Origin of the sequence: Clostridium sp. TF06-15AC, from assembly GCF_003481165.1 — a bacterium.
GTDB classification, from domain to species: Bacteria; Bacillota; Clostridia; order Lachnospirales; family Lachnospiraceae; genus Otoolea; species Otoolea fessa.
The window spans coordinates 773,092-789,834 of the sequence record NZ_QUKS01000001.1 but is presented as its reverse complement, the minus strand read 5'-3'; the positions used below and the strand labels follow the sequence as shown (position 1 = coordinate 789,834).

Genomic DNA, 16,743 nt, shown 5'->3' with positions numbered 1-16,743 from the left:
GGAAATCAAAAAAATAGTGGATCAAAGAAAGAAAAAGGAGGTGTGCCTGCGTGAAACTATTTCATCTTTCTGATCTGCATATCGGGAAAATGTTAAATGGCTATAGCCTGCGCGAGAGCCAGAAGAATGCGTTTTTGCAGATACTTAAATATGCGGAGGAAGAGAAGCCGGATGCGATTCTGATATGCGGGGATATTTATGATAAATCGGTCCCGGCGGGGGAAGCGTATACGCTTTTTGACTGGTTTCTGACCGAGCTATCCGGGCGCTGTCCGGGGACGGAGATCCTGATCATTGCGGGAAATCACGATTCACCGGAGCGGCTGGCGTATGGCGCATCGTTTCTGGCACACCACCGGATCCATATCGCGGCGCTGCCGCCGGCAGATCGGACGGAGTATTTAAAGCAGGTCACACTTACAGATGAGTGGGGACCGGTTCATTTTTATCTGGTACCGTTTATCCGTCCGGGTCATGTGCGCCATTTGTTTGACACCAATGGTTATACCGATGCATTCCAGAAACTCCTGGCGCGGGAAACGATCCGGAAGCAGGAGCGCAATGTGGTTCTGGCGCACCAGTTTTTTGTCTGGAACGGTCAGAATCCGGAAACCTGCGATTCGGAGACGGCGGTGCTGACCTCCGGAGGATTGGATGCGATCGATGCGTCGGTGCTGGAACCGTTTGAATATGCGGCGTTAGGGCATATCCACGGGGCACAGAAGGTAGGGCAGGAGCGGTTTTACTATTGTGGGACGCCGTACAAATATTCGATCAGTGAAGAATACCATCAGAAGGGGATCACGGTGGTGGAACTGGGAGAAAAAGGAAGTGAGCCGCAGATCCGCCGTCTGCCGATTCTCTGCCATCCCGATGTAAAGCGCGTGCGGGGGACACTGGAAGAACTCAAGCTGCTTTCAGATACGATGGAAAAGATGCCGGATGGAAGCGGACGCGCGGACGCGTATGTGAGCGTGGTCTTGACGGACGAAAAAGAAATGTACGATTTCCGGGAACGCCTGGAGGAGTTATTTGCGCATATTTTGGAGATCCGGGTGGACAATGAGAGGACGCGGAAACGACTGGAGGAAGAACCGGAGGAAAAAGGGGCGGTGACGCCGTTTCAGGCATTTGCCTCTTTTTATGAGGCGGTGCGCCACTGCCCGATGACAGAGGAACAGGAGACGATTCTGGCGCGCATGGTGGAAGAGGCAGAGGAGGAGGAACGCGTATGAAACCGAAGCTGCTTACAATGTCGGCGTTTGGCTCTTATGGGGGCGTGACGCAGATTGATTTCGAACGGGCGGGGACGGGATTGTTCCTGATCACGGGCGATACGGGGGCAGGCAAAACGACGATCTTTGACGCGATCTCGTTTGCGCTCTACGGGGCGGCGAGCGGCGTCGGGAGAGAGGGCGCGATGCTTCGCAGCCAGTATGCACCGGAGGACGCGGAGACCTGGGTGGAACTGACGTTTGAGGATAAGGGGCAGGATTATACGATCCGCCGCAGTCCGGCATACACGCGCCTCAGCAAGCGGAAAAATAAGGACGGCGCATACACGGCGACGAGTGTGGCGCCGAAAGCGTCTCTGCTTTTGCCGGATGGAAGTGAGATGTCCGGCCGGATCCGTGAGATCGATGAGAAGATCCGGGCGATCGTGGGCGTGGACCGCGATCAGTTTTCGCAGATCGCGATGATCGCGCAGGGCGAATACATCCGTCTGCTCCATGCATCCTCCAAAGAAAGAAAAGAGATATTTTCGCGCATTTTCCATACCGGGATCTACGGTAGAATCCAGCAGAAGCTGCGGGAGGCAGATCGGACGCTGTATGGAAGGCTGGAGGATAACAAGACCCGGTGCGAGGAAGTCATCCGGCAGGTGACGGTTCCCAGGACGGAGGAGGCGGTAGCTTCGGAGTGGGAAGAAAGATGGCAGTCTTTGAAAGAGCGGTACCGGACAAATGGAGCGGAACTGCTTGCATTTCTGCATCATTTGTCGGAGGAAAGCCGGAGGCTCGAGGAAGAGACGGGGAGACTGGAAGAGAGTGCAATCCAGAAGCTTGCTGCCGGACAGAACCATCTGGAGCTTGTGAAAAAGGAAAAACGGGTACTGGAAGAAAAGAGCCGTTTGGAAGCATTTGGACGGGAGATGGAGGAGAAGCGCCGGGAAGCTGCCGCAGCCTATGAGAGCCGGAAACCGGAGCTGGAGGATCAGATCCGGCGGATGCAGGATGCGCTTCCGCTCTATGCGGAGCAGGAGAAAAAACGGCAGGCATATGAAACTTTGGAACATCAGCGGACGGCTCTGACCCAAAACCTGAAAAAAATGCAGAATCAGCTGGAAACGTGCCGTACACAGGAAGAAATACTTCGAAACCAGGAGCGGGAGGCGGTAGAGGCGCGCGCTGCCCTGGCAGAATGCCGGGGACGGCGGGAGCAGATGGAACGGCGCCAGGCGGTTTTGCAGGAGTTAGGGAAATGCTGTGAAGCGGAGCGGACATGGAGAAAGTCACTGGAAAAACGCCAGGAAAAATTTCAGGCAGCCGCGCGGGCGTACCAGCAGTCAGATCAGTTGTATCAGGACGCGTCCTGCCGCTTTCTGGCGATGCAGGCGGGACTTCTGGCGGCAGAGCTGCAGGAAGGAAAACCGTGCCCGGTCTGTGGCTCGCTGGAACACCCGGCTCCCTGCCGTCTGGAGACAGAGCCGATCCGGGAGGAACAGGTGGAAGCGCTGCGTGCCGGGCGGGATGATGCCGATCAGAAGCAGAGGACAGCCGCTGAGGCGTGCCAGGAGGCGCAGATCTCGCTGGAACATGAGAGCAGACGGCGGATAGAGATCCAGGGAAAACTGTACGGCCAAAATCAGGACAGCCCGGCAGCCCAGTCGGATGTGGATGCTCTGGAGAAGGAGCTACGGCAGATGGCACAGGAAATCCGGCGATGCAGGCAGGCGGAAACCACTTATACAGACCGGATTGCCATGGAAGAAACGATCCGGCAGAAACGGGAGGCGAACGGAGCCGAACAGAAGAAGCTGGAAGCTGCGCTGGAGCTTAAAAGAAGTGAGGTGCAGCAGGCGGCGATCGAGAGCCAGACGAGACGTAATGAGCTGGAGGAACTCTCGAAGCGGCTGGAGTGGAAAGACAGCCGGACACTCCAGGTGGAGCTTGAGAAGCGCAGCCGGGAGCTGGAAACACTTGCAGAGGCGGTGACAGCGGCTGATAAGAAAGCACAGGAGTGCCGGGAAAAATGCCGGGAGCTGGAGGGAAGCTTATCTTCGCTCCGGGAACGTTTTGAAGCAGATTCAGAAACAGAACCGGAAGAAAAAATCCAGCAGGCGATCCGGCACTGGGAAGAGGAAAAAACCCGCTGGTCGCGGCTTCACCGGGAACATGTGTCGGTGCGGACGCGCAACGAGGATGCATATGCGGCACTTCGGGTGTATCTGCAGGAACGGGAGCAGCTTGACCGGGAAAAACAGCAGATCAGCGAGCTTTACCAGACGGCGGACGGAAAACTGAGCGGTGCGGCGCGGATCGATTTCCAGACGTATGTACAGCGCCAGTATTTCCGCCAGATGATACAGGCAGCTAACCGCCGCCTGCGCCGGATGACGAAAGGAACCTTTGAACTTCAATGCCGCGGTCTGGCCGATCTGGGAAAACAGGGAGAAGTGGGACTTGACCTGGATGTTTACAGCTTTGTGACTGACCGGATCCGGGACGTCAAAACGCTGTCCGGTGGAGAATCCTTTCTGGCGGCGCTTGCGATGGCGCTCGGCATGGCGGATGTCATCCAGAATGCGGCAGGCAGCGTGAAGGTGGATGCGATGTTCATTGATGAGGGATTTGGTTCCCTGGATGAGGAATCACGAACGCGGGCGGTTCAGGTGCTGCAGGAGCTGTCCGGAGGAAGACGCCTGATCGGCATCATTTCCCATGTGACGGAGCTGAAAGAGGAGATGGGACACAAGCTGGTGGTAAAAAAAGGAAATGGTGGAAGCCAGGTGCATTGGGAGATAGAAGATTAGTAGGACGGCGCAGAGCCGTTGTGTGACGAAAGAAAAGAGGCTATTTACATATGACAATCGTAATTCCAGGAATGGTGACGATATCGCTCTTATCTCTGTTTTACTGCAGTATGCTGCCGGAGACGGGGCGGAAGGCGAGAATGCAGGCATTTGAGCGGCAATATATCGCCCACCGGGGATTTCATGACAACCGGGGTGAATGTCCGGAAAATTCGCTCCCGGCGTTTGAGCGCGCGATCCAGATGGGATATGGGATCGAGCTGGATGTACAGCTGACAAAAGACGGGGTTCCGGTCGTATTTCACGACTGGGATCTGAAGCGGGCGGCGGGCGTTGACCGGAAGATACGCGACTGTACCTTTGAAGAGCTGCAAAGCTATCGTTTGTTTGGTTCATCCCAGACGATACCAGCCTTTGAGACAGTGCTTGAACTGGCGGATGGACGCACACCGCTTATCATCGAGCTGAAAGCGGAGATTGTCCACCGGGAGCTGTGCGAGAAATGTGCGGCGCTTTTAGACCGTTATCCGGGTGAGTACTGCATCGAATCGTTCAGTCCGCTGGCACTCGGATGGTTTAAGCGCCATCGTCCAAATATTTTGCGCGGACAGCTTGCGACCAATCACCGCGGCGAGGGCTTGAAAACACCGGTCATTGTGCGGGAGATGCTTACATACTGTATGCTGAACGGATTTTGCAGACCGGATTTCATTGCGTACAACTGCCAGTTCAGCAACACGCTTCCGGTGGAAATGCTGCGCTATTTCTACAAATGTAAGATGGCGGCGTGGACGATTAAAAACCAGGGCGAATTAAACAGGCACCGGAAACAGTTTGATGTTTTTATTTTTGACAGTTTCGAGCCGGATCAATTCGTAAATTTCAACAAAAAACATCCTAAAAGATAGTGAGAAAGTCCTAAATTATGCTGGAAAAGTTGATTTTCTATGAAAATCTGCTATAATGGCTAAGACAATTTAATAATGAGAGATTATTACGAATTCGAGAGGACAAAGATATGAAAAAGAAACAGCTTCTTTCAGGCGTAATGGCACTTTTGTTATCTGCTTCACTCTGTGCATGCGGAGGCAGCAAGACAGCAGAAGGCACCTCAGAAGCAGCTGGCGAGTCCAGCGAAGCAGAGACCAGTAATACTCTTTCAGAAGGAACACCAGTACCAGGCGGCAGCGTTGTGTATGGCATGACGCAGGACCTGGCTAGTCTTGACCCCCATGTAGATACGGACGCAGGAACTAGAGACGTGGTTTTCAATTTGTACGAAGGGCTTGTAAAGCCTACTTCCGATGGCGGATTTATTCCGGCTGTTGCCAGCGATTATACCATTTCCGATGATGCAAAGACTTATACTTTCACATTGAGAGATGGCGTCACATTCCATGACGGCACACCGGTTACCATCGAAGATGTCAAATATTCCATCGATCGTTATGCGGAGATTCAGGGCGAATCCTCCGCTTTTTCTTCGCTTGTAGATAGTGTAGAGGTGCAGGATGACAAGACACTGGTTGTAAACCTGAAAGAAAGTTATTCAGAGTTTCTTCCGATGATGACGATTGCCATCATTCCGCAGTCCAACGAGGACCCGGCAGGCAATCCGATCGGTACCGGCCCATTCAAATATGTTTCCTACACACCGGGACAGAACCTGGAGCTGGAAAAATATGACGGCTACTGGCAGGAGGGCGTTCCGAGCCTGGACAGCGTGGAATTTAAATTTATTGCCGATGTGGACACCGCATTTGTAGAGTTGCAGGCAGGCACCATCGACATTCTGAAATATTTAACCGCCGCACAGGCGGAGACACTGGGCGATGAAGATTACAACATCGTACAGGGAAGCATGAACCTCGTCCATGCGATGTACTTAAACAGCGCTTACGAGCCGCTTTCCAAGACAGAGGTGCGTCAGGCACTCTGCTATGCGGTAGACCGCGATGCGATCAACAACTTTATTTTCGGCGGAAAGAGCCACATCATCGGCTCCCATATGATCCCGGCAATGTCGAAATACTATGAGCCGGAAGCAGAGACCGTATACAGCTACGATCCGGAGAAGGCAAAAGAGCTTCTGGCAGATGCCGGATACGCAGATGGCTTTGATCTGGAAATCACCGTTCCGAGCTCATACAGCCAGCACGTAGACAGCGCGCAGATCATCGCGGATGAGCTGTCTCAGGTCGGCATCAACGTGACCTTAAATCAGGTTGAGTGGAGCACCTGGCTGCAGGATGTATACAAGGGAGGCAACTTCCAGGCGACCGTCATCGGTTTTGACGGAACGCTGGCACCGAGCGACTGGCTCAAGAAATATGTGACAGACGATGCGAAGAACTTCATGCATTACTCCAACACTGAGTACGACGATGTATTTAATACAGCATACACAACCGTTGATGACGATGTAAAAGTAGAAAACTACAAGAAGGCGCAGATGATCCTGGCAGAGGATGCGGCAGCCGTTTACATTGAAGATCCGGCGAATCTCGTAGCAGTCAGCAAGAAGTTTGGCGGCTACACCTTCTACCCGACGGCAGCAGAGGATATGTCCCTGTTATATCAGGTAGAGCAGTAAAATATACAGTTACAATCCAGCAAATTCCTGTTGCTACCACGTTTTCTTACGGCACTTTCGGTTCCAAAAGTGCCTGCCCGTGAACAGTAACCAGGAAATAACAACAGAATAAGAAGCGGTAAACGCAGGAGGGAATTATGAAATTCTTTATAAAAAAACTGATAACTCTCATTATCACATTGTTGGTCATATCCTTCCTGACGTTTACCGCTTTTTCTGTGATTCCGGGCGATGCGGCACTTTCCAGGCTGGGAAAAGACGCGACGGAAGAGCAGTTAGAGCGGGCGCGGGATGAGATGGGATTAAACGATCCACTTCTGGAGCGGTATGGAAGATGGGTATCCGATGCAATGCAGGGGGATTTCGGAGAGTCCTACCGGTATGAGGGAACCTCGGTCCGCTCCCTTCTGGCGCAGCGGCTTCCGGTCACGGTGCTTCTGGCAGCTATCTCCCTGCTCATCATCACGGTGATTTCAGTTCCGCTCGGAATCCTAAGTGCCCGGTTTGCCGGGAAATGGGTCGATACGTTGACGAACTGCCTGACGCAGATTCTGATGGCGGTGCCGTCATTCTTTCTCGGCATGATCCTGACCTACGTGTTTGGACTGATTCTTCATATGTTCCAGCCGGGTAAATTTATCGAACCGTCGGAAAATTTCGGAAAGTCTGCACAGTACCTTTTATTTCCGGCGCTCGCGGTGGCGCTGCCGAAGATTGCGATGGTGGTAAAATTCCTGCGAAGCTCGATTCTGACCGAGATGAACCGGGAATACGTGCGGACTGCCTACAGCCGCGGCAATACGGAAACGGCGGTATTGTACGGGCATGTGCTGAAAAATGCGATGATTCCGGTTGTGACGTTTTTTGCGATGGTAATCGCGGAGATCCTTGCCGGCAGCATCGTGGCGGAGCAGGTGTTCAGCGTGCCGGGAATCGGAAGACTTCTGATCAGCTCGATCTCCAACCGCGATTATCCGGTTGTGCAGGCGATCGTGCTGTACATCACATCGGTGGTCGTACTTATCAATTTTGCGGTTGATATGATTTATCAGGTTTTGGATCCGAGAGTCCGGACGGCGGAAGAATAGAGGGAAGACGAATGAAACGAAAGAATTATAATCTGATGATAGGGGGCGCGATCACGCTGTTCTTTCTGGCAGTTGCCCTGATCGGACAGTTCTGGACGCCGTATGGGACGACGACGATGGACTCCATGGCAGTCAATCTGGCGCCGTGTGCAGCACACCCGCTGGGAACGGATAACTTCGGGCGCGATATTTTGAGCCGTGTGATGGCGGGAAGCGGCAGCACCTTTTTTGTGGCAGTCTGCACGGTTTTGATCGGGTGTGTGTTTGGCACGATCGTCGGTGCGCTGACCGGCTATTTCGGCGGCTTTTTCGATAACCTGATCATGCGTTTCAATGATATCCTTTTATCGTTTCCGAGCATTCTTCTGGCGCTTATCTTCATCAGCCTGACGAAGCCGGGAAGCTACAACATCATTCTGGCGCTGGGAATCCTTTTTATCCCGAGTTTTGCCCGGATCGTCCGCAGTGAGGTGATCCGGTGCCGGGAACTGGATTTTGTCAAGAGTGCGCGGATCCTTGGCGCAGGGCATATCCGGATTATTTTCGCTCATATTCTGCCGAATGCGGCGGTCAGCCTTTTGACGGCGGCAGCGATCGGATTTAACAATGCGGTGCTGGCGGAGGCGAGTATGAGTTATCTGGGACTGGGAATCCAGCCGCCGGAGCCGAGTCTCGGGAGAATGCTTTACGAAGCGCAGTCGTACCTGTTCAATGCGCCGTGGTACGCGATCGGACCGGGCGTGACGATCATCCTGATTATTCTGGGATTCAGCATGGTGAGCGAGGGGCTGCGCTCGATGCAGCAGTAAGGAGGCGAAAAGATGGAACCATTGGTTGAGATAAAAAATCTGTCGATCCGTTTTCCAGAAGGAAATTCGACCTTTGAGGCAGTCAAGGGCATCAGCTTTTCGATCGGAAAAGGCGAGATCGTCGGAGTAGTCGGCGAGTCAGGGTCAGGAAAATCCATGAGTGCGCTTGCTCTGATGGGGCTGCTTCCGAAGGACGCCGAGATTGCTTCCGGATCGCTCTGTTTTCAGGGAGAAGATCTGGTGACCATGAAACCGGAAAAGCGGAGACAGCTATGCGGCAGCAAAATGGCGATGGTCTTTCAGGAGCCGATGACCTCCTTAAATCCGGTATTGAAAATCGAACGGCAGGTCGGGGAAAGCCTGCGGATCCATACGAAACTCGGAAATGCTGAGATCCATGAACGGGTGGTGCAGGCACTCTCAGAAGTCGGTCTGCCGGACCCGGAGGGGCTGTGCGGTAAATACCCGCATGAGCTTTCCGGCGGCATGCGCCAGCGTGTGATGATCGCGCAGGCGATGATCAATTCCCCGAGTCTTCTGATTGCGGATGAGCCGACGACAGCGTTAGACTGTGTCGTTCAGGCACAGATCCTGGAGCTTCTGCGGAATATCCACCGGACCAAGGGAACGTCGATTCTCTTTATTTCCCATGATCTGAATGTTGTGCGTGCGCTCTGCAGCCGTGTGATCGTGGTTTATAAGGGAGAGATCGTGGAAGAAGGGCAGACGGAAGACGTCCTTCTGCATCCGAAGCATGAATATACGCGCCATCTGGTGGCGTCGATTCCGGAGGGAGAAAAAGGGGAAAGCTCCGGCGGGGAGATCCTGCGCCTGACGGATTTGAACGTATTTTACGATGTGCGTGGCGGTCTGTTCCGCAAAAAAGGAAAAAAACACGTAATTCACGATCTGAACCTGTCGGCAAGAGAGGGAGAGATTGTGGGGATCGTGGGCGAGAGCGGCTGCGGCAAATCGACGCTCAGCAAGACGATCCTGGGACTTCACGACAATTATACGGGTGAGGTGAAAGTGCGTGACGGCGTCCGTCCGCAGATGGTATTTCAGGATCCGGCGGGATCGCTCAACCCGGCGCGGACGATCGGATGGATTCTGGAAGAACCGCTGCGCCTGCGCGGCATCAGGGACCGCACAGAGCGCAGGCAGCTTGTGAAGGAAATGCTTGAAAATGTCGGACTGGACGAGTCCTTTGCGGCGCGCCATCCGAGAGAGCTTTCTGGCGGTCAGAAACAGCGCATCAGCATCGGCGTGGCACTTCTCATGGATCCGCGCCTGGTGATCGCGGATGAGCCTGTTTCGGCGCTTGATGTGACGGTCCAGTCCCAGATTTTGAACCTGCTTTTGAAGCTGCACGCCGAAAAGCAGATGACCATCCTCTTTATTTCCCACGATCTGAACGTCGTGCGCGGGCTCTGTAGCCGTGTCATGGTCATTTACAAGGGTGTGATTGTGGAAGAAGGTCTGGCAGAAGAGATCTATGAGCATCCGGCGCACCCGTACACGAAACTTCTGCTGGAAGCGGCGATCGGCGGGGATACAATGGAACTGGATGCGGAGGCAGGAAAGCAGAGTGCGGAGCCGGAGAGAGACAGCCGGATGGAAAAATCGGAGCGGGGACAGACGAAAGAGAACCTTTTGGAAAATCAGGAAAAAGAGCGGTCCGTCCAGAATGCACCAAAGAAGATAGCGGGCAGTGGGGAGAAGTGTATCTTTTATGAGCGCTGTCCGAAGAGAAGCGAGGCGTGTGCCCATGTGCCGCTGTCACCGGAGGCAGTACAACTTTCAAGGACACACTGGGCGCGGTGTATTCAGATAGAAGCATAATCTGATAAGCTGAAATAGAGAAAAACGAAATAGCAGCCGAAAAAAGACAGACGGTTCAGCCTATGCCAGGGAAAGCGGCATGGCTCGAATCGTCTGTCAATGTTTTTTCTTGCGGTGGGAAATCAAAGTGCGCGGCTGCTCACTGGAAGAATCCTGCTGCCCCTGCTGTGCCTCACCGGAAAGCTGCAGCGGCTCCCGGCGGTGCCGGAGTGAATGGTAAAAAAGCCAGATCAGATCCACCAGGGCGATCAGAAACGCACATCCGGCTAATAGATGAAATACCTCATGCGTCAGGGCGGGATACGGCAAAGCGGATATGATATAAGGAGAAGTCATATTCCGCAGGGAGCTCACCGTCCAGGAGAGACTGTCCGCCATCGTCTGGAGAAGCGATTCATAGGTATCCTCGTTCAGGCGGATTAAACGCCCGTTTAATGAAAGTGCTTTGCGTTCGGGCGGTTCTGGATATCCGGAAGACGGATCGAGCAGATAGAAATGGCAGGTTCCATTTTCCAGAGAGTAATAATAATATCCGGTCTCTTTCTTTCCATCGTAGGCAGCGCACCCTGTATAATATAAGGAAGGAGCGTTCACCGAGACATAGGGCTGAGCCGGGTTATAAAAATCTTCAAACTTGCACTGGCTGTTTATCGGCCGCGGGGAGTGTGAATGTTCCCCGGCATTCTGCCACAGGAGCAGGATGGACGCGATCAGCACCAGCGCCGGAAGCCACATCTGCCGGCGGTAAAAACGGCGGCTTTTGATGGGGGAATGTTTTTGTTTTTCAGTCAAATTTTTCATACGCTCTAGTATAGTCAGTTCTGCGTGGAACGTCAAGAGTTAGTGTATACGACAAAATCCTGCTGCCACCACGTTTTCTTACGGCACTTTCGGTTCCAAAAGTGCCTACCTGTGAACAATTACTCCATTCCTGGTCATCTGCGCGTGCTTTTTCAATTATTCTTGCAAACAGGGCGAAAAATTGCTATGATGGGAGTGCTGGCATCGGAAGGAGATTGTACAGTAGGGGAAAGCTTTCGGTGCATGGCAGTCATTTTTGCATCGGCAATATAGAAGGAGAGGCTAAATGGACGCTTACACGAGTTTTGCGGAAGTATATGATATGTTTATGGATAATATTCCCTATGAGGACTGGTGCGGGTACCTGACTTCTCTTTTAAAGGAATATGGTATCAACGATGGTCTGGTGCTGGATCTGGGATGCGGAACCGGCACGCTGACGGAGCTTCTGGCAAAGGAAGGCTATGATATGATCGGCGTGGATGTCTCGGAGGATATGCTGCAGGAAGCAATCGAAAAACGGGCAGAATCCGGGCTGCCAATTCTGTATTTATTGCAGGATATGCGCGAATTTGAATTGTACGGGACGGTCCGGGCGGTCGTGAGTATCTGCGATTCGCTGAATTATATTCTGGATTATGACGATCTGGCGCACGTATTTTCGCTGGTCAACAATTATCTGGATCCGAAGGGAATGTTCATTTTCGACCTGAACACGGAGGCAAAGTTTCAGGCAATGGGAAGTGAGACGATCGCGGAGGTGCGCGACGAGGGGAGCTTCATCTGGGAAAATGAGTATGATGAAGAGGAGAAAATTAACTCCTACGATCTGACGCTCTTTATCCGCGAGGAGGATGACTTATACCGCCGCTATCAGGAGACGCATTTTGAGCGCGCGTGGTCGTTGGACGAGATAAAAAAGGCGCTCACAGAGGCGGGCATGGAATTTGTGGCGGCGTATGACGCATTTACGAAGAACGCGCCGCGAAAAGAGAGCGACCGAATCTATGTGGTTGCGAGAGAACATGGAAAAGAGGTATAAATGATGGAAAAGATAAAAGCAGGTGAAATAACGGGACAGACCGGAGATTATATGCTCCGTGCGACGGCGGCGAATGGTCAGATCCGCGCATTTGCGGCGACTTCCCGCGATCTGGTGGAGAAAGCCAGACAGGCGCACAATACCAGCCCGGTGGCGACCGCAGCGCTGGGACGCCTGATGACGGCAGGGGTCATGATGGGATCGATGATGAAAGCGGACAGTGATCTTTTAACCATCCGGGTCGAGGGCGATGGTCCGATCGGCGGTCTGACGGTGACAGCTGATAAGAACGGCAATGTCAAGGGCTACGCGTTCCACCCGGAGGTAATGCTGCCGCCGAATGCGAAGGGCAAGCTGGATGTGGGCGGTGCGCTGGGAGTCGGCGTCTTGAGCGTAATCCAGGATATCGGTTTGAAAGAGCCGTATGTGGGACAGACGATCCTGGTAACGGGTGAGATTGCGGAAGATCTGACTTATTACTATGCGACTTCCGAGCAGACTCCGTCCTCCGTGGCACTGGGCGTTCTGATGAATAAAGAAAATACGGTGCGCCAGGCAGGCGGATTTATCATCCAGCTTCTTCCGGGAGCAGAGGAGGCGACGATCGCGGCACTTGAAAAGACGATCGGTGAGCTGGAGCCGGTGACGACGATGTTAAATAAGGGAATGACCCCGGAGGACATTCTGGAGCTGATTTTAGGACAATTTGGTCTGGAGATTCTGGATAAGATGCCGATTCAGTTTACCTGCAACTGCACCAAGAGCCGTGTAGAAAAGGCGCTGATCAGCATCGGCGGCAAGGAGCTGCAGGAGATGATCGACGAGGGCAAGAGCATCGAAGTCAACTGCCAGTTCTGCAACAAGCACTATGAATTTAGTGTGGATGAGCTGAAAAAACTGTACGAGAAAGCTAAGAAGTAAAAAGAAATGAGATAATAGATATGGCTGCTGTGCGGAAAAAGGATATTTGGATATGTTCCGCATGGCAGGACAGAAAAAAAGGTAACTGTTCACACATGTGTGAGCAGTAACGAAAAAAGGGATACTGCCGAAGCGGTATCCCTTTTTATAATCACTTTACTTAGATCAATATAACGTATTCGCAAAATATATATCAAACATATTTGGAAAACAGGTACACTGGAAAGTTGATGATTAAAGCTTGGTTACGTTAGTAGCCTGCGGTCCCTTAGCACCGTTAACAACTTCGAACTCTACCTGAGCGCCTTCCTCAAGAGACTTGAAGCCTTCCATGTTCAGTCCGGAGTAGTGAACGAATACATCGTTGCCCTGCTCGTCGCAGATAAATCCGTAACCTTTCTGGTTGTTGAACCACTTTACAGTACCTCTGTTCATATGATACCTCCAAAAAAATATAAAAAATAGTGATGGCCGCATGGATTTACGACCTGTTCCAAGAATAGCATAGTTTCATATTGATGTCAAACGTTTTCGCATAAAATTTCTGGAAATTCAGACATTTAAAAATAGTTAAATTTTTGTGGAAAATAAGGGCATTTGTTACTGTACACACATGTGTGCCCAGTAACGGGTATTTTCCAGAAAGCCGCGAAAGAAAGTGGGGTTGTCAAACCAGAATACGGGGGGTAAAATAGGAGGAAAGAAAAGGGGAAAGAGGTAGGAAAATGAATTATATTTACAATGCGTATCATCATTTTTTGACGATCACGAAACATAAATGCGAGGTCATGAAAAACTGCTTTGCGGTAGGTCTGTACCGCCAGGGACTTCTGCACGATCTCTCCAAGTATTCCTGGGAGGAATTTGCGACCGGCGTTAAATATTATCAGGGAAACCGCAGCCCAAATGCGGCGGAAAAAGAAGAAAAGGGCTATTCGGCGGCATGGCTGCACCATAAGGGACGCAACAAACATCATTTCGAATACTGGATCGATTTTGCACCGGACAAGTCCTGGGGGCTTGTCGGCAATAAAATGCCCCTTCGCTACCTGATCGAGATGGTAATGGATCGGATTGCCGCGTCGAAGGTTTATAAGGGAAAAGATTACACGGATGCGTGTGCGTGGGAATACTTTGAAAGAGGCAGAGATTTTGTCGTGATGCACCCGAGGACGAAGTACCAGCTGGAATATCTCCTCACGATGCTGAAAGAGCAGGGCGAGGAGAGAACCTTTGCGTTCATCCGGGCGCTGCTTGCGCGGGAGAGGGCGAAAGAACAGGCAGTCCGGAGAAAACGGATGGGACACGTGATCCGGGAGATAAGAGAGCGTGGACGGGTGCTGTAATTTATAAGGACAATTCTCTCAGATAATTATGTAAGTACAGCACTGCCGTCTCTGGATCTGTGAAAAGCTGTTCTGAATACGGCACAAACAGCTGCTTACTCTTATAGTCTGCTTTCAGGCATTCATGCCACATCGGAGTGCCATCTGCAAGAAGCGGCTGCGGCACAAACAGCCCGGCTGCGCGGGTGTAGCACGTTTTGGCGGTTGCCTTCTTGCGGGCGGAGCGATCCACATACTGACCGACACTTTTGTGGATGGCGCAGTCCTCGTAGATCATATAGTAATAATTCTCATAATCGCTGTAAAATCGTTTCAGTTCCCCGGAATATAATGGAAGGTCGAGCGTCAGGCGGTTTCCTTCCGCCGACAGCTCCAGCTCACCGATAGAAAACTGGAATCCACTTGTCAGAGAGACGGGGCTTTCATAGTGAAGCAGCAGGTGCTTTTCTGAGTTTCCGTCCGCATATGGGATATCACGGCTTTCTGAACCTTTGAAAGAAAAATCGCCGGTCAGAAAGTCCGGGTAGGCGAGAATCGGCAGAATCTGCGGCATTCCCTTTAAGTCATCCTCGTTATGGAGAATCAGAAGGTGCTTCAGCAGTTCAGAGTGCGTCTGTAAATATTCACCGTAAACCTCGATGAGCTGACCGCCGTTGTACTTATCTTCGCGGGCAATGCCGAGGAACTGCTCGATGCTTTTCTGTTTCAGATTTTCAAGTCCCAGCAATTTCTTTAATGGGCGTATTTTCTTATAAATATCAAAACTTTCAACCGCTTCAAAATTCCAGTCCTTTTTATAAAAAACACAGCGTTTCGTCAGAAATGGAATGTCAAACCCGTCGCCGTTGAAATGGACGAGGATGCGCTTTGTCCGGAGAAGTGCAAAAAAAGCGTCGAGAACCTCTTCCTCCGCATCCCTCGTCTCGGCAAAATACTGGGTCAGAATCCAGGTGTTTCCGTCGTGCCAGACGCAGCCGATCAGATAGACCGAGGCGTAGTCGCCGGAAAAGCCGGTTGTCTCGATATCGAAAAAGAGCAGATCGGAGATAGCTCCTAACCGTTTGGGCGGATAAGAGGAAGTAAAGGTCAGCGGATTTTGAATGGTGATCATTTGGCAGTATCCTCCTGTGTCGGTTTATAATGTCCGCCCCAGATCCGCATTGCGTCGGGGATTGGTTTCAGACTGTAACCTATGGCGTTATTATAAATTCATCGGAAGTGAAAAGCAACCGTTTAACAACACTTTGCAAGAATTCTCCCATCCTCTCTAGGTGGTGAGATGAATTGCCTTTTGGGAAAATCATGCAATATCTGGCATATTAAAACTGCACATATCTGTGCACATAAATGAAAATAGACATGTGAGAACAAACGTTCTAAAAGACATAGACAAACAAGCGTTCTTGTGTTATGATATAATCAGTCGAAAGCAAAAGGAAAGGCTGATTTTATGAGAAAATTAGATAGTAATGCACACTCAGTATTTTTACTCTATTATCATTTGATTCTGGTTATAAAATACCGAAAAAAGGTACTGACGGATCCTGTTTCTGATCGGACCCGGGAGATTTTTGAATATATCGCTCCGAAGTATCATGTTACATTAGAGGAATGGAATCATGATCGGGATCATGTTCATATTATGTTCCGGGCCCATCCGAAATCGGAACTCAGCAAATTTATCAATGCGTATAAAAGCGCAAGCAGCCGATTGATTAAAAAAGAGTATCCGGAGATTCGGCAGAAGCTTTGGAAAGAAATGTTCTGGAGCCAGAGTTTTTGCCTGTTAAGTGCTGGTGGTGCACCCATTGAGGTTATCCGCCAGTACATAGAAACACAGGGAGAAAATAAGAGTGAACATCGTGTACCGTTTTCGGATTTACCCGAATAAATCTCAAAAAGAATTATTTGCAAGGACATTTGGCTGTGTGCGTTTCGTGTATAACCGGATGCTGGTAGAGAAGAAAGAATATTATGAGAAAACCGGAAAAGTATTAAAGGTTACGCCTGCAAAGTATAAGGCAGAGTTTCCGTGGCTGAAGGAGGTAGACAGTCTGGCATTGTGTAATGCACAGCTGCATCTGCAGACAGCCTATAAGAACTTCTTTCGGGATTCTTCGGTTGGTTTTCCGAAGTTCAAGTCAAAAAAGAATCCGGTAAGAAGTTATACGACAAACTGCGTAAATGGAAATATTACTTTGCAGAATGGTAAAGTAAAACTTCCGAAAGCAGGTTGGATCCGCATAAAACAGCATCGTAGTATCGATG

Annotated in this window: 15 protein-coding genes; 12 read left to right on the top strand and 3 right to left on the bottom strand. The window is 51.3% G+C overall.

What is annotated here, in order from left to right; genetic code table 11:
- Positions 1–50 precede the first annotated feature (50 nt).
- From DXC57_RS03515 to DXC57_RS03485, 7 genes are all read left to right on the top strand, one after another.
- The gene (locus DXC57_RS03515) at positions 51–1,235 is read left to right on the top strand and encodes an exonuclease SbcCD subunit D (protein WP_118570394.1); all 1,185 of its coding nucleotides are present in this window, start codon (positions 51–53) and stop codon (positions 1,233–1,235) included.
- Positions 1,232–4,033, top strand: a complete 2,802-nt coding sequence (locus tag DXC57_RS03510) for an SMC family ATPase (RefSeq protein WP_118651164.1) — start codon at positions 1,232–1,234, stop codon at positions 4,031–4,033. The genes DXC57_RS03515 and DXC57_RS03510 overlap by 4 nt, the downstream gene beginning before the upstream one ends.
- A 50-nt stretch (positions 4,034–4,083) precedes the next feature.
- Complete coding sequence (locus DXC57_RS03505) at positions 4,084–4,941, top strand: glycerophosphodiester phosphodiesterase family protein (protein WP_118522124.1); 858 nt, start codon at positions 4,084–4,086, stop codon at positions 4,939–4,941.
- Between the two features lie 110 nt (positions 4,942–5,051).
- Positions 5,052–6,626 carry an ABC transporter substrate-binding protein gene (locus DXC57_RS03500; protein WP_118523531.1) on the top strand — a complete coding sequence of 525 codons (1,575 nt, stop codon included), beginning with the start codon at positions 5,052–5,054 and terminating at the stop codon, positions 6,624–6,626.
- Between the two features lie 137 nt (positions 6,627–6,763).
- On the top strand, positions 6,764–7,714 hold the full coding sequence (locus DXC57_RS03495) for an ABC transporter permease (protein WP_118651162.1): 951 nt from the start codon (positions 6,764–6,766) through the stop codon (positions 7,712–7,714).
- Positions 7,715–7,725: 11 nt separating this feature from the next.
- A complete protein-coding gene (locus DXC57_RS03490; protein ID WP_107000170.1) occupies positions 7,726–8,523 on the top strand; it encodes an ABC transporter permease in 798 nt (265 codons plus the stop codon).
- Between the two features lie 12 nt (positions 8,524–8,535).
- Positions 8,536–10,365 carry an ABC transporter ATP-binding protein gene (locus tag DXC57_RS03485; RefSeq protein WP_118651160.1) on the top strand — a complete coding sequence of 610 codons (1,830 nt, stop codon included), beginning with the start codon at positions 8,536–8,538 and terminating at the stop codon, positions 10,363–10,365.
- Between the two features lie 96 nt (positions 10,366–10,461).
- Here the strand turns inward: DXC57_RS03485 and DXC57_RS03480 are convergent, their stop codons facing one another.
- Positions 10,462–11,157: a hypothetical protein gene (locus DXC57_RS03480; protein WP_182457193.1), complete on the bottom strand. Its 696-nt coding sequence runs from the start codon at positions 11,155–11,157 to the stop codon at positions 10,462–10,464.
- A 295-nt stretch (positions 11,158–11,452) separates the two neighbouring features.
- Between DXC57_RS03480 and DXC57_RS03475 the strand changes: the two genes are divergently transcribed.
- Complete coding sequence (locus tag DXC57_RS03475) at positions 11,453–12,208, top strand: class I SAM-dependent methyltransferase (RefSeq protein ID WP_022359795.1); 756 nt, start codon at positions 11,453–11,455, stop codon at positions 12,206–12,208.
- Positions 12,209–13,129, top strand: a complete 921-nt coding sequence (hslO, locus tag DXC57_RS03470) for an Hsp33 family molecular chaperone HslO (RefSeq protein ID WP_333489824.1) — start codon at positions 12,209–12,211, stop codon at positions 13,127–13,129.
- 234 nt (positions 13,130–13,363) lie between these two features.
- Here the strand turns inward: hslO and DXC57_RS03465 are convergent, their stop codons facing one another.
- Positions 13,364–13,564 carry a cold shock domain-containing protein gene (locus tag DXC57_RS03465; protein ID WP_022359797.1) on the bottom strand — a complete coding sequence of 67 codons (201 nt, stop codon included), beginning with the start codon at positions 13,562–13,564 and terminating at the stop codon, positions 13,364–13,366.
- 290 nt (positions 13,565–13,854) lie between these two features.
- Here DXC57_RS03465 and DXC57_RS03460 point away from each other — a divergent pair, with 290 nt between their 5' ends.
- A complete protein-coding gene (locus DXC57_RS03460; RefSeq protein ID WP_022359798.1) occupies positions 13,855–14,475 on the top strand; it encodes a DUF5662 family protein in 621 nt (206 codons plus the stop codon).
- A 1-nt stretch (position 14,476) separates the two neighbouring features.
- On the opposite strand, the gene DXC57_RS03455 is transcribed toward DXC57_RS03460, so the two are convergent.
- Positions 14,477–15,586: a ribonuclease H-like domain-containing protein gene (locus tag DXC57_RS03455; protein ID WP_118651156.1), complete on the bottom strand. Its 1,110-nt coding sequence runs from the start codon at positions 15,584–15,586 to the stop codon at positions 14,477–14,479.
- 339 nt (positions 15,587–15,925) lie between these two features.
- Between DXC57_RS03455 and tnpA the strand changes: the two genes are divergently transcribed.
- Together tnpA and DXC57_RS03445 are read left to right on the top strand one after the other, a co-directional pair.
- Entirely contained in the window at positions 15,926–16,366 is a 441-nt protein-coding gene (gene tnpA, locus DXC57_RS03450) for an IS200/IS605 family transposase (RefSeq protein ID WP_117796413.1), read from the top strand.
- The coding region (locus tag DXC57_RS03445) for an RNA-guided endonuclease TnpB family protein (protein WP_207665171.1) at positions 16,329–16,743 on the top strand (415 nt) is incomplete at its 3' end. The genes tnpA and DXC57_RS03445, both read left to right, overlap by 38 nt.

Coding starts and splice junctions, on each gene's coding strand:
- DXC57_RS03510 (WP_118651164.1), top strand. CDS start 1,232: ATGAAACCGAAGCTGCTTACAATGTCGGCGTTTGGCTCTTATGGGGGC.
- DXC57_RS03505 (WP_118522124.1), top strand. CDS start 4,084: ATGACAATCGTAATTCCAGGAATGGTGACGATATCGCTCTTATCTCTG.
- DXC57_RS03500 (WP_118523531.1), top strand. CDS start 5,052: ATGAAAAAGAAACAGCTTCTTTCAGGCGTAATGGCACTTTTGTTATCT.
- DXC57_RS03495 (WP_118651162.1), top strand. CDS start 6,764: ATGAAATTCTTTATAAAAAAACTGATAACTCTCATTATCACATTGTTG.
- DXC57_RS03490 (WP_107000170.1), top strand. CDS start 7,726: ATGAAACGAAAGAATTATAATCTGATGATAGGGGGCGCGATCACGCTG.
- DXC57_RS03485 (WP_118651160.1), top strand. CDS start 8,536: ATGGAACCATTGGTTGAGATAAAAAATCTGTCGATCCGTTTTCCAGAA.
- DXC57_RS03475 (WP_022359795.1), top strand. CDS start 11,453: ATGGACGCTTACACGAGTTTTGCGGAAGTATATGATATGTTTATGGAT.
- hslO (WP_333489824.1), top strand. CDS start 12,209: ATGATGGAAAAGATAAAAGCAGGTGAAATAACGGGACAGACCGGAGAT.
- DXC57_RS03465 (WP_022359797.1), bottom strand. CDS start 13,564: ATGAACAGAGGTACTGTAAAGTGGTTCAACAACCAGAAAGGTTACGGA.
- DXC57_RS03460 (WP_022359798.1), top strand. CDS start 13,855: ATGAATTATATTTACAATGCGTATCATCATTTTTTGACGATCACGAAA.
- DXC57_RS03455 (WP_118651156.1), bottom strand. CDS start 15,586: ATGATCACCATTCAAAATCCGCTGACCTTTACTTCCTCTTATCCGCCC.
- tnpA (WP_117796413.1), top strand. CDS start 15,926: ATGAGAAAATTAGATAGTAATGCACACTCAGTATTTTTACTCTATTAT.